Origin of the sequence: Streptomyces sp. NPDC056479, from assembly GCF_042795335.1 — a bacterium.
Classification (GTDB): Bacteria; Actinomycetota; Actinomycetes; order Streptomycetales; family Streptomycetaceae; genus Streptomyces.
The window spans coordinates 533,230-545,717 of the sequence record NZ_JBHTRZ010000002.1; the positions used below are offsets into that span (position 1 = coordinate 533,230).

General features: G+C 71.1%; 11 protein-coding genes. 5 read left to right on the plus strand and 6 right to left on the minus strand.

Annotation, left to right across the window (positions count from 1 at the left end; translation table 11 throughout):
• Positions 1-52 precede the first annotated feature (52 nt).
• Entirely contained in the window at positions 53-2,047 is a 1,995-nt protein-coding gene (locus ACFQ6S_RS08595) for a BTAD domain-containing putative transcriptional regulator (RefSeq protein ID WP_383406495.1), read from the minus strand.
• A gap of 210 nt (positions 2,048-2,257) precedes the next feature.
• Here ACFQ6S_RS08595 and ACFQ6S_RS08600 point away from each other — a divergent pair, with 210 nt between their 5' ends.
• Together ACFQ6S_RS08600 and ACFQ6S_RS08605 are read left to right on the plus strand one after the other, a co-directional pair.
• Entirely contained in the window at positions 2,258-2,548 is a 291-nt protein-coding gene (locus ACFQ6S_RS08600; RefSeq protein ID WP_383405162.1) for a hypothetical protein, read from the plus strand.
• 179 nt (positions 2,549-2,727) lie between these two features.
• Positions 2,728-2,934 (plus strand): hypothetical protein, encoded by a 207-nt coding sequence (locus ACFQ6S_RS08605; protein WP_383405164.1) that lies wholly within the window; start codon positions 2,728-2,730, stop codon positions 2,932-2,934.
• Between the two features lie 206 nt (positions 2,935-3,140).
• Here the strand turns inward: ACFQ6S_RS08605 and ACFQ6S_RS08610 are convergent, their stop codons facing one another.
• From ACFQ6S_RS08610 to ACFQ6S_RS08620, 3 genes are all read right to left on the minus strand, one after another.
• Complete coding sequence (locus ACFQ6S_RS08610; RefSeq protein WP_383405166.1) at positions 3,141-4,442, minus strand: MFS transporter; 1,302 nt, start codon at positions 4,440-4,442, stop codon at positions 3,141-3,143.
• On the minus strand, positions 4,439-5,539 hold the full coding sequence (locus ACFQ6S_RS08615) for a PLP-dependent cysteine synthase family protein (protein ID WP_383405168.1): 1,101 nt from the start codon (positions 5,537-5,539) through the stop codon (positions 4,439-4,441). The genes ACFQ6S_RS08610 and ACFQ6S_RS08615 overlap by 4 nt, the downstream gene beginning before the upstream one ends.
• Positions 5,540-5,677: 138 nt before the next feature.
• On the minus strand, positions 5,678-6,109 hold the full coding sequence (locus ACFQ6S_RS08620; RefSeq protein WP_383405170.1) for a hypothetical protein: 432 nt from the start codon (positions 6,107-6,109) through the stop codon (positions 5,678-5,680).
• Between the two features lie 865 nt (positions 6,110-6,974).
• On the opposite strand from ACFQ6S_RS08620, the gene ACFQ6S_RS08625 reads away from it, so the two are divergent.
• The 3 genes from ACFQ6S_RS08625 to ACFQ6S_RS08635 all read left to right on the plus strand — a co-directional run bounded on the left by ACFQ6S_RS08625 (position 6,975) and on the right by ACFQ6S_RS08635 (position 9,784).
• A complete protein-coding gene (locus ACFQ6S_RS08625) occupies positions 6,975-8,270 on the plus strand; it encodes a tyrosinase family protein (protein WP_383405172.1) in 1,296 nt (431 codons plus the stop codon).
• Positions 8,270-8,773 carry a hypothetical protein gene (locus tag ACFQ6S_RS08630; protein WP_383405174.1) on the plus strand — a complete coding sequence of 168 codons (504 nt, stop codon included), beginning with the start codon at positions 8,270-8,272 and terminating at the stop codon, positions 8,771-8,773. The genes ACFQ6S_RS08625 and ACFQ6S_RS08630 overlap by 1 nt, the downstream gene beginning before the upstream one ends.
• Positions 8,774-8,905: 132 nt before the next feature.
• Entirely contained in the window at positions 8,906-9,784 is an 879-nt protein-coding gene (locus ACFQ6S_RS08635; RefSeq protein WP_383405176.1) for an alpha/beta fold hydrolase, read from the plus strand.
• Positions 9,785-9,816: 32 nt separating this feature from the next.
• Here ACFQ6S_RS08635 and ACFQ6S_RS08640 read toward each other — a convergent pair whose 3' ends face one another.
• Entirely contained in the window at positions 9,817-10,791 is a 975-nt protein-coding gene (locus tag ACFQ6S_RS08640; protein WP_383405178.1) for a TauD/TfdA dioxygenase family protein, read from the minus strand.
• Positions 10,792-10,920: 129 nt separating this feature from the next.
• Entirely contained in the window at positions 10,921-12,471 is a 1,551-nt protein-coding gene (locus tag ACFQ6S_RS08645) for a glycoside hydrolase family 32 protein (protein ID WP_383405180.1), read from the minus strand.
• Positions 12,472-12,488: the final 17 nt, after the last annotated feature.

Consider the following 12,488-nt stretch of genomic DNA (forward strand, 5'->3'; position numbering starts at 1 on the left):
CACGAGCGTTGTCGATCATTCACCTGTACGACGACGAGTCTCGTTCATCGGTTCATCGGTGAGCCGACCGGTCGGCCGTCTGTTCGTGGTCCGTAATACGGTGAGCGTGCTCGTGCAGGTATGCCGGGACCGGCCCCAGGGTCAGCAACCCGCTGCCCGCTCCCGCCAGTTCGTCCGCCGCCGGGGTGAGCGCGGCGTGGGCACGGGCCATGGTCCGCCGGTCGCCGAGGGCCGCGGCCGCGCGGGCGGTGAGGCACCACAGGGCCTCCTGGAGGAGGTCGCGGGGCGGTTCGGGTGTCGCGCGCAGGGCGTCGGCGGCTTCGGTACGGCGGCCTTGGTCGAGGAGGAGCAGGGGGTGCGCCCAGGGGGCGTACGGGCCCCAGTCCGTGTCCTCGTCGAAGTCGAGCGGCAGGGCGTGCCGTACACGCAGGCACAGCAGCGCGAGCGGCTGCAGGCCCCGGGACAGGCCCGGCATGCCCGCCCCGTCGAGCAGGGCGGCCGCGTCCCGGTAGGCCGCCTCCACCTCGGGCACGGGTGCCTGGCCCGTGACGTCCAGCCGCAGCGCCGCGTACCACCCGGTGAACACGCCCACGAGTGGGTGCTCGTGCCGTGCGGCCAGGGCGTCGGCGGCGGCCGCGTGGTGGTCGGCCGCGGTGAAGTCGCCGAGTGCGCTGCGGGCCTGGAGGCGCACGAGGTGGCCGAGGATCTCGAAGGTGGACAGGCCGTGCCGGGCGGAGAGCGCGACCAGTTCCGCGCCGATCGCGTCACGGCGCGGCGCCAGCCCGGTGCGGTCGAAGCACTGCATGAAGGACGCGTTGAGGGCGAACGCGAGCAGCGCCGGATCGTCCAGCCGGCGGGCGATCTCCTCCGCCCGGCGGGCGGCCCGAGGGCCCCGGGAGAGCCGGGTGCCGCGCGACTCCAGGGCGATGGTGGCGAGCAGCCGGGCCTTGTCGGCGTCGTGGCCTTGGGCGGGGAGGGCGGTGAGGGTGCGCTCGGCGGCGGCCACGATGTGCGCCGCCTGTTCAGGGTCGTCGAGCCTGGTCCAGATCGCGGGGACGTCGTAGGCGCCGATGACCCGGGCGGTCAGTGCGGCGTCCCCCAGTTCCTCGGCGGCCTCGACCGCGGCGACGCGGTGCTCGCGGGCGGCCGGCAGTCCGCTGCCGCCGGTCAGGGCGAGGTTGCGCAGCAGACCGGCCGTGGACTCCAGGCGGGCGCGGGCGCCGGGGGCGACGGTGCGGTCGTAAGCGGCGGCGACCCGCTCCCAGACCCGGCCGACGGGGTTGTCCGCGCGCCCCAGATGGTCGGCCTGATGGAGGATGTCCGCCTCCAACGCGCGCAGGCCGGGGCCGGGATCGATGCCCAGTTGCTCGGCCAGCAGCACGCGCGCCCTGCGCAGGACGTCCAGCGCGTCGGCCTGACGGCCCGTGCGGTAGAGGGCGAGGGCCAGCAGGCGCCAGGCGTTCTCCCGCCAGGGGTGTTCGGCGGTGTGCGCCCGGAGGTCCGCGGCCGCCCGGTCGGCCTGACCGAGGGCCAGCAGTGACTCGGCGCGCAGCTCCACGGCGTGCTGTCGCAGCTCGGCCAGGCGGCGGCTCTCGGCGCGGGCCCATGGCTGCTCGGCGAACTCCGCGTAGGCGGGGCCCCGCCACCGGCCGAGCGCCTCGTCCAGCCGTACGACCGCCTCCTTGGGCGGCAGCGTCGGGGCGTCGGCGACCGTCCGCTCGAACCGCCAGGCGTCGACCGTGTCCGTGGCGGCGCGCAGGGCGTAGCCCGGTCCGTCGGTGACCAGCAGCCGGGCCGGGGTGCGTGGCGGGCGGCCGGGTTCGAGGGCGCGGCGCAGGGCGGCGACGAAGGTGCGCACGGCGCCCACGGCGTCGGCGGGCGGGTCCATCCAGAGGTCGTCGACCAGGCGGGCGACGGGCACGACGCGTCCCCGCGCGACGATGAGCCGGGCCAGTACCGAGCGGTGTCTTGGCCCCTTCAGGGCGATCGCGTTCCCGTCCGCGTCCCAGGCCGTCACCGGCCCGAGCACACCGAAGCCAGGGCCCACGTCTGCCACCGCCCTCCACATCGTGGGTCACCGGCTGCCGACGGGGTGGTCCGTTTCCAGGATTTCCGTGGCGTTTTCCCAGATTAGTGCGGCTCGGATCCGCCGGCCGACGGCGACGGCTGTGAACGGACGACGCAGCTGTGAAGTGAAACGTTTGAGCCACATCCTGCGTCTGTACGGGTGATCACGCCCCGCACGGAAGAAGAGGCCATGACCGACAAGGATGTCGAGACCAGCGACAAGCAGGAGTACGGCGCCGACGCGCCCTGGTGGGCGGACCTCGGGCCGCGAGGAGCTGTCGTACTCATCGTCCTCGGGGGTCTGGTGGCGGCCTGGGCCGTCGCCGCGCCCTCCCTGGGGCTCGGCTCACTGCCCTTCATCCCGGACAACGTGGCGACCGCCCTGTACCAGGCCGGCACCGTCGTCGCCATCGGCGTGGTCATCCTGGTGAGCGCTCTCCTGAACCGCCGGCGTGAGGGCAAGGAGCAGGTGCGGGACTGAGCGCCGGGCCGCCGGCCCTGTTCAGTGCACGTGCGGTCCGCCGGTCGCCTGCGGCTTGCCGCGCGGTACGAGGCCAGCGCCACGCCGGCACCGGCACCGGCACCGGCTGCCACGGCACACACCGTGAAGGCGTCATCGAAGCCGGCTGCCGATCCTCGCTCGAGCCGGCGGCCGCGACGGTGGAGGCGACGGCGACGCCGATCGAAGAGCTGCGTTCCGCCCTCGTCGACGCGGCGCGCGCCCGGGTTCACGCCGTGCGCATCAACGACGAGGTCACCGCCCTGCACAACCTCGTCGCCGCCGAGGTCCACCGCTTCCCCGGGCTGGCGAGGCCTGGCGGAATCGGGGCACGGAGAGCCACCATCCCGCGGTCACCGGCGCCCTGACCGCGCTCGCCGAGCAGGGCGCCTGGAGATCCCCGACCTTCAGGTGGCGATCGCGCTGACATCGACGAGGACCTGACGGACCGTCTTGTCACCAGCGGTGTCGACATGTTCCTGGGCCACTGCGGCCGGCGCGGCAGATAGCGGCGTCCAGCAGGGGGCGGGGCGTCATGCACTGCCCCGCCCCCCTGAGCCGGAAGGCCGGTGAGCTAGACGGTGGCGTGCAGCGGCTCGGCAGCGGGCGGCGCCGCCAGCCGGCCGGTGCGGTGCAGACCGTACAGGGCGGCCGAGCACGCCAGACCGAGTGCGCACAGCGTGATCCATGGCAGCTCGGGCATCCCGGCCGCGCGGGCCGCGTCGAGCGCGGCGCCCGTGGCCAGGTTCCCGACGGTGATACCTATGCCGCAGATGGTGTTGTAGAGCCCGTAGTGCGTGGCGACGAGCCGGTCATCCGAGAGACGGACGATGGTGTCCATCTCGAACGGGTAGGCGATCATCGTGCCCACCGCCAGGAGCAGCGCGGCGAGAGTCGGCGGAACCGCCGCGAGCAGCCACAGGCCGAACCGGGACTCCGGTACGGGCACGGCCGTGGAAAACAGCAGCGGAACGAAAGCCGAGCCCATCACCGCCAGCCCCCGCACGAGCGCCTGCCCGGATGCGTACCGCGCCTTGCACCATGCCGTCACCCGTGTCTGCCCGAGGATGGTGCTGAGCCCGGAGACCGCGAACAGCACCGCGACCGCCGCCGTCCCGAACTCCCCGTCGCCGCCGAGCCGGCGCACCTCCAGCGGCAGCGCCAGGTAGACCTGGAACGACAGGACGTACGAACCGATCATGGCGAGCGAGAAGAGCAGGAACGGCCGGTTGGCGAGGATGCCGCGCCACTGAGCGAGCACACCCGGACCGCCGTCGGTCGGTTGCCGGTCGGTGTCCGCGGCCCGGCGAGCGGGCAGGGCACGGATCTGTACGACGCTCAGCAGGGCGAAGATCCCTGCCGCCACCAGGCAGGTGATGCGGAAGTCCACCCCGGTCAGCACCATGCCCACCAGCGGGCCGAGCAGGATGCCGGCCTGGTAGAACACGTTGAACAGGGCGAACGCCTCGACCCTGCGCTCCCCCGCGTCGGCCGCGAGGTAGGCCCGCACGGCCGGGTTGAACAGCGCTCCGGCCAGCCCGGTGGCCGCGGAGGCGGCGAGCAGCGCGGGCAGTGAGTCCACCAGGCCGAGGGTCGCGAAGCCGAGGGTGCGCAGCACGCACCCGGCGACGATCATCGGCTTGTAGCCGAGCCGGTCGGCGAGCGTGCCGCCGACCAGGAACATGCCCTGCTGGCTGAAGTTCCGTACGCCGAGGACGAGTCCGACGATCCAGCCGGACAGGCCGAGGGTGCCGGAGAGGTGGGCGGCCAGGTAGGGCATCAGCATGTAGAAGCCGAGGTTGATGGTGAACTGGTTCACCATCAACAGCTGGACGCTGCGTTCGTACGAACGCACCTGGGTGAGCAGCCCCTTCACCGGCCCTCCTCCGGGAGATCGGAGCGCAGGGTGAGGGGGTCGATCACGGTGGTGCACCGGGTCCAGCAGGTGACCTCCTTCTCGTCCAGGCGGCCGATCAGCTCGGGTTCGGGTGCCGGCGGGGCGTCGAGGAGGCCGTGTGCGGCGCAGTAGTCGTCGTCGTAGACCGTCCCCAGGTAACGCTGCGGGCCATCGGGGAAGATCGCGACGATCCGTGCGTCGGCGGGCATCGTGCGGGCCAGCCAGCCGGCCACCAGCGCGACCGCGCCGACGCTCCAGCCGCCGGTGGCGTAGTGGGAGGCGGCCAGTTGACGGCAGGTCCACACCGACTCTGCCGGGGCGACCCAGTGCACCTCGGAGAAGTTGTCGTAGGCGACGTTGCGGGGGTAGATGCTGGAGCCGAGGCCGCGCATCAGGCGGGGCCGGGCCGGCTGGCCGAAGATCGTGGAACCGGTCGTGTCCACGCCCACGACGGTCACCTCCGGGTAGAGCTGGCGCAGGACTCGGGAGACGCCGGCCGAGTGGCCTCCGGTGCCGACACTGCACACCAGCACGTCGATGTGGCCCATCTCGGAGGCGAGTTCAAGGGCCAGCGGGGTGTAGGCGGCGACGTTGTCCGGGTTGTTGTACTGGTCCGGGCACCAGGAGTCGGGGTGCTGCTCCAGCAATCGCTGCACGCGCGCCCGGCGGGCCTGCTGCCAGCCGCCCGTGGGGTGCGGCTCGGAGACGACGTTGACGTGGGCGCCGTACGCGGTCAGCAGCCGGGTCATGGACGACTCCATGCCCGGATCGGTGACCAGGGTGACCGGGTGGCCGTACACCATCCCGGCCAGCGCCAGGCCCAGGCCCAGGGTCCCGCTGGTGGACTCGATGATCCGTCCGCCGGGCCGCAGTTCGCCGCGGGCCCGGGCCCGCTCCACCATGTACAGCCCCGGACGGTCCTTGATACCGCCGGGATTGAAGCCCTCAAGCTTCGCCCAGAAGCCCCGCCCGGCCGGGGCGAGCGGCTCCGACACCCGCAACAGCGGGGTGCTGCCGACCAGCCGGGTCAAAGCGGCCTGGCCAGAGGTGACCGCGACCTTGGTCAATGACTGCATGTCTGTGTTTTCACTCTCGCTCGATGAATGCACGGTGCGGGTTCATCTCGCGCCCATGGCGGGAAAGGGGGACCGCGGGGTCCGTTCCTGCCGTGGGGGCGCGGCAGCCGACGAGTCGGTCGGCTGCGAGCGAGTGGTCTAGATCCGCCAGCGAGACGTGCGGACGAGTGTCACGCGGCCGGTTCGTGCGCTTCGACGTCTGCGGGACGCGAGCCGGACGAGGGGGCTTCCCACCACCACGGAGAGGACGATGAGCACGGCCAGGGCCATCGCGCCGAGGGGAAGGTCCTCGGCCGACGAGGAGGCGTTGCGGACGATCGCGTCCGCCGCGCAGTCCTCGGACTCGAGGGGACCGTGGGGTCCATGCCGGTCCCCGGCGGCGGTCAACGCCGACGAGACGGCCGGCAAGGACACCGCCTTGTGTGTCTGCTCGGTCGCTCCGTGAACGACGGCGCACAGCATGAGCGCCATCAGCAGGGTGGCGCGGGCCGCCGAGACGAACCGGCGCCACCGGAATGAGCCGCACGGGGCCCGGGTGGCGTGTGCGGGCGTGCAGGAATGAGTCGGCACAAGTCCTCCGCGCGGCCGGCTCGCCCCCGAATTTCAGGACGGAGCGAGGCCGGGCATGGGTGGGGGCAGGACGGTCGACGAAACGTGACGACCCATCATGAGCATGGGCTACGGCACTCGTCGGGTGGTACCGGCCGAACCGGTGACGACCGGCGGACCGGATGAAGGACCGCGTGCTCCTAGACCTGCTGCACCACGGAGGCTGCTATCAGGGCCGCTGGTGAAGCCCCTTCGACGGGCCGGCTTGTGGCAGGCATACGCACCGCCGGGGACGCATCGGCACTGGTCGATTCGCGAACCCACGCCGCCGAGCAGGGCGCCACCAGTCCGGAACCCTGCTGAGGCTGCCCGGACAGGCACTGCTCGCCAGGATGTGACGGCGCTTGTCCACCACGGTGGTCGTCGGTTCCGGCGGCGATGACCGGTGCGGATCCGGCGGCCGCGTGAAGAACCCCGCCGGCCGGCGGTGCCGCAGGGGCCATCGCACTGGCGGAGAGGTGTCCATCGGCGCTCTCCGCGTGCCCGCCGTGCGTCATGAGGACGCCGAACAGAAGGACGGCCAGGGCCAGTACGCGCAGCAACGGACCCGCTCCGGGGCGGGTCCTGTCGATGCGCCGAGGCGGCCAAGCCGTAACCATGCCGTGATCGTAGCGGCTCGTCGGCGGTGCCCGACGGGCCGCCCTGCGACATCGGTTGAACCGGTCAGGTGAATGGCCGGTTTGCTGCGGCGCGCGCACCCTCGCACCTTCCAGGAGTGGCGGCCGGCTGAGAGGTGAGGGCCGCGCTGCCGGTTTGCGACAGGTTCCCACCCGCCTGATGCTGAATGCTGAGGCGGGCCGGCGGCCGGCCGCCGCAGCTGCGCCCCATGGGAGGCAAAGTGCCCAAGGTCCGCAAAGACATCAACTCGCTCACCGACGCGGAATTGAACGACTACATTCACGCGCTCAACATTCTGCGGCAGCGTTCGGAGGTGAACGAGGACGATCCGGCCGGATACGCGTTCCAGGCGTCTTTGCACAACGGTTCCGCGGGACCCTGCGAGCACGGCAGCGACCTCTTCCTGCCCTGGCACCGGGCGCATCTGCACTACTTCGAGAAGCTGCTCCAGGCGGCCGACCCGCCGCGCACGCAGAACGTCACCATTCCGTACTGGGACTGGATCAGCGTGCAGACCCCCGAAAAGTTCCCGCTCGCCTTCAAGAAGCCCGGACTGAAGGCCCCGCGCAGTTCAGCGGCCGCGTCGCTGCCGCCGAACACGCTTCAGATCGTCACGACGGAGACGGACCAGAAGGAGTTCGCCGGATATCCGAGCGGCGATCTCCTCGGCGACTCCGGACGCCTCGAAAGCGGTCCGCACGACACTATGCACAGTTTTTACATCGGCGGCGCGATGGCGAATCCCGAGACGGCGGCCGAGGACGCGATCTACTTCAGCTTCCACGCATTCATCGACCTGATGTGGGCGGAATGGCAGCACCGCAACGGAACACCGCCCCTGACGTCACCGGACCACGTACTGCGAGGTTTCACCTCGCAGCCCCGGAACAAGGTCTCCCACTTCATCAGGACCACGGAACTCGACTACGAGTACGAGTACACCGAACAGCTCAAAGCGGCATTCGCCGTTCCCGTGCCACCCTCGCTCCCGCTCAGGCTCCTGGCGACCGAACCGCTCACACCACTCGACGCGAACGCCGACCTCGTCACGGAGCTGCGCGACAAGGAGGTCGTACGACTCGGGTTCTCGGTGCCCGAGACCCGGGGGAAGCGACTGCTCGTGCGACTCGACGAGCTCAAGGTGCCGAACACCGGGAGCTACATGCTGCGCGGTTTCCTGCACCCCGCCGGCCTGCCGTTCCAGCCCGACGACAGTGAGTTCACCCGTCGGTTCGGGGCGGGTTACGTGACCCTGTGGCGCGCCCACCCGCACATGCACCACGACCACGACCACGGCGGTCCGCCCGTCTCCCACCACCCCGTCTCGCGCACGGCGCGCTTCGACGTGACGTCCACGCTGGACTCGTTGGGCGCGGACGGCGCCGACCTGGCGTTCACCCTGCAGTTCATCCCCGCGCCCAGCCCGACCGGCCTTCCCCCGCACCCCCTACCCCCGCTCGACGAGGTCGAGCTCAAAGAGGTTCGTATGGAGGTCTATTCCTGATGCGCACCCCTGTGTACGAGCTGCACATCCGGCCGATGTTCAGTGCGACCGACCGCGATCACATGATCCCTCACTCGATGAACCTCTGGGAGTACGACGACGTCGTCGAGCACGCCGAACACATCCTCGACCGCGTGGAGGGCGGGACCATGCCGCCCACCGCTCTCGGCGGGCCGTGGCCGCAGGAGTGGATCGACCTCTTCAGGCGCTGGAAGGAGGGCGGTTTCAAGCGCCTCGAGCTCGGTACGGCCCAGATCACGGTCACCCGCTCGCCCAGCGCGGTCACGGTCAAGGCCACCGGTACGTTTCCCGCACCGGGCTATCTGGGGTGGATTCAGCTCGAGAGCGAATCCGACACGGCCAAGACCTACGTCCTGTACTTCGAGCCGCCGGACGCCCCGGTGGCCGGTACCGCCGACGAGTTCGAGCTCAAGGAGCGCTACAGCTCCTCGGACACCCGGACCTTGTTCGTCCACGACAGCGCCGGCGTCCAGGAGCACTGATCACCCTGCTCCCGCGAAGGGACCGCCCTTCGACCCGCCCTTGGGCCGGCCCGCCGCTCATTCACTGCTCATCCGCCCCCGGCAGGATCGAGGAATCCCCACTCCCCGATGAGCAGCGAAAGGAGCGAAGCCATGACCCCGGTCATCGCCGGCTTCGATCATCACCGCGTCCCCGTCGCCGACGGCGTGTCCCTGTACACGGCCGTCGGCGGCTCCGGCCCGCCCGTCGTCCTGCTGCACGGCTTCCCGCAGACCCATCTGATGTGGCGCCATGTGGCCGCCGATCTCGCCGCGGACCACACGGTCATCTGCCCGGACCTGCGCGGCTACGGCGCCAGCGACAAGCCTGCGGAGACCGACGGGTCCGGCTACGCGAAGCGGACCATGGCCGCGGACATAGTGGCCCTGGCCCGCGCACTCGGACACGAGCGCTTCGCCCTGGCCGGGCACGATCGCGGGGCCCTGGTGGCGTTTCGCGCCGGACTCGACCACCCGGAGACGGCGACCCATCTGGCGTCTCTCGACGTGCTGCCGACCCTGGACATGTGGGACGTGATGCACGGCGTCACGGCCGCCGTCGGCTTCCACCTCTATCTGATGGCCCAGCCGCCGGGCCTGCCCGAACGCATGATCAGTGCCGACCCGGACGCCTTCTTCGGACACTTCCTCGACATCTGGACGGCCGACCGGCGGGCGATCCCGGACGAGGTGCGTGTCGCCTACCTGACGGCCTGCCGCGAGGCGGTGCCCTCGATCGTCGCCGACTACCGGGCCTCCGCCGGCGTCGACATCGAGCACGACCGGGCCGACCGGGAGGCGGGAAACACGCTGTGGATGCCGGTGAGCGTGCTGCAGCAGGACTGGGGCGCGGCGCTCGGCTTCGACGCGGCCGAGCTGTGGCGTGCCTGGGCACCGGATCTGCGGCACACGACCGTCACCTGCGGCCACTTCATGGCCGAGGAGGCGCCGGACGACCTCGCGAAGGAGCTGCGGGAGCTGTTCGCCCGCTGAGAGCGCGAACCGGAGCGCCCCGTCGCCTTCTGCTACCAGCGCCCCGGTTCGGTTCCGGTGACCGGCTCCGAGGGCTTGCCGTCCACCCCCACCGGTACGTCACCGGCGAGCATCACCCGGTGCATGACCCGGGGGAAGTCGAGGTGGGCGTTGTCACTGGGGGCGAGGTGGATGGTGGCCCGGTTGTCCCAGAAGGCCACGCTGCCGGGCTCCCAGCGGAAGCGGACCGTGTACTCGGGGCGCACCGCCTGCTCCAGCAGCATGTCGAGGATCGCCCGGCTCTCGGTACGTGAGAGCCCGGCGATCTGCTCGACGTAGTAGCCGTTGACGTAGAGCACCCGCTCCCCCGTCTCCGGATGGACGCGTACCAGGGGGTGCAGCGAGGCGACCTGATGGTCCAGCAGATGACGGACGTACGCGTCCTCGCCGGGCCGGGGCTGGTAGCCGACCCCGAGGCGGTGCTCGGCCCGCAGCCCGTCCACGAACTCCCGCACCGGCCCGGAGAGTCCGGCGTACGCGGCGGCGAGGTTGGACCAGGTCGTGTCGCCGCCGTACGGCGGTACGGTCTCGGCGCGCAGGATCGTCGCGGCGGGCGGGTCGATCCGGGCGCCGTGGTCGCAGTGCCAGCCCCGCAGCAGCGTGTGCCGGCGCCGCCGCAGCCACTCGTCGTGCTCCATGCCGAACTTCCCGCCCAGTTCCAGCCGGTCGGCGGTCGTCTCGATCTCGGGGAAGTCCGCCGGGGACGCGCTGCCGCGCCTGCGCAGGACGACCGGCTCCCCGAACCGGCGCGCGAAGCCCACATGCCCGGCGTGGTCCAGCCGTTGCCCCCGGAAGAACACGACCTTCCAGCGCAGCACCGCCGCCCGGATCGTGGCGACCACGGAGTCGTGCGGTTCACCGGACAGGTCGACGCCCGTGATCTCCGCGCCGATGTGCCCGGCGACCGGCTTCACCTCGATCCCCGCGACCTGCTCCGTCCCGTCCGCAGTGGCCCTGTCCCTCGTCATCCGCACGCTCCGTCGGTCGCCCGGACCGGCTCCGGTCCGAGCCGGTTCCAGGAAGATCGTGACAGCGTTGGGCCGACGTGGCGACAGGGCCTCGGCGGACGGGCACCCTGGTGGGCCGTCAGCACCCCTTCACAGCGAGAACTCCCGTATCACCACGTCCCGGAAGACCGCCGTGCCGTCGATCGTGAACAGGGCGAGCCCGGTGTCGATCAGATACGGGAAGACCTCCGAGGAGTGTGTGTACCGGCCGTCGTCCACGAACATCTCGACCGAAGTGCGGTCGACCAGGATGCGCAGCCGCACACTGCGGGCGGCCGGGTCGAACGGGCTGTGGCTCTCCTGCCACCGGCCGGACGCATCCGGGTTCATGGTGGGACGGCGGTTGAGGAAGGCGAAGTCGCCGTAGATCCCGGCGTCGACGTGGCGGCTGCCGTCCGGCGACCGGCGTAGTTGCAGGCCGGCGCCGGTGAGTTGGTCCCAGGTGATCTCGCAGGTCAATTCGTAGGCGATGCCCTGGTGGTCGAGCACTCGGGTGCCGGAGACCTCCAGATCGCCGAGGCTCACCGTGCGGGAGACGTGGTCGTCCAGCGCGGCGACCGGCTGTGAGGCCAGGTAGTACGCGCCGGAGGTGGAGCGCTTCAGCGTGATCTGCCGGACGATCGAGTCGGTGCCGTTGAAGCCGTCGCAGTCGATGGTGGGCGTGGTGTTCGCGTAGTCCCAGTTGTTCAGCCAGCCCATGGCGTAGCGGACCGACGGGTCGACGGAGCCGTCGCCGCGGTGCCTTTCGAAGGTGACGGCGGCGTACCAGTCCCAGCCGTGGTCGAGCCACTGCGGGGCGTCGGCGTCGGCGATGAAGGCCGTGCCGTCGAAGGAGCCCGTCCAGTACGCGTAGGTGTTCGGCAGCCCGGCTCCCTTGCCGTTCGCGCTGACACCGAGCACCCACTTCACGGTGCCGTCGTCGGCGGTGATGCGGAACAGATCCGGGCACTCCAGGACGCCGATACCGCCCTTGACGAAGCCGCTGACGTACGTCCAGGACTTCAGGTCGGTGGAGTCGTAGAAGCCCACTTTGTCGTTCTCGGCGAGCGTCATCACCCAACGGCCGCGCTCCTCGTCGCGGATCACCTTCGGGTCGCGGAAGTCCCGCACGCCCGGGTTCGGCAGCACGGGCTCGGTGCCGTGGTTGTGGAACGTACGGCCCCCGTCGGTCGAGTAGTACAGGTACTGCGCCTGCGTCACCTCGTCCGGCGCCATGGTGACGACGACGATCACCGCGCCCGCGCCGAAGCCCGCCGTGTCGTCCGTGTCGATCACCGCCGAGCCGGACCAGACGTCACCGTTGGGGGTCGTGTCCTTCGGGACGGCGATCCCGCGGTCCCTGAAGGTGACCAGGTCGGCCGTGGTGGCCAGGCGCCAGGCCGTACCGGCGGTGGTTCCCCCGGTGAAATAGTCCGGGTTGTACAGGTAGTAGTAGTGGTATTCGCCGTCGATCCAGACCGGGCGCTGCGGGTCGTTCTTCCACTGGTCGGGGACCGTGAAGTGGTACTCGGCGCGGTAGCTCGCGCAGGTGGCGGCTGTCTTCCGGGGTTTCGCGGCGGCCGGGGACGCGGTCGGCAGCAGCGCGGCCGAGGCCCCCGCGGCCGAGCCGGCGAGCAGGGCTCTCCTGGTCATCGCGGGCATCACACATCGTTCCTCTC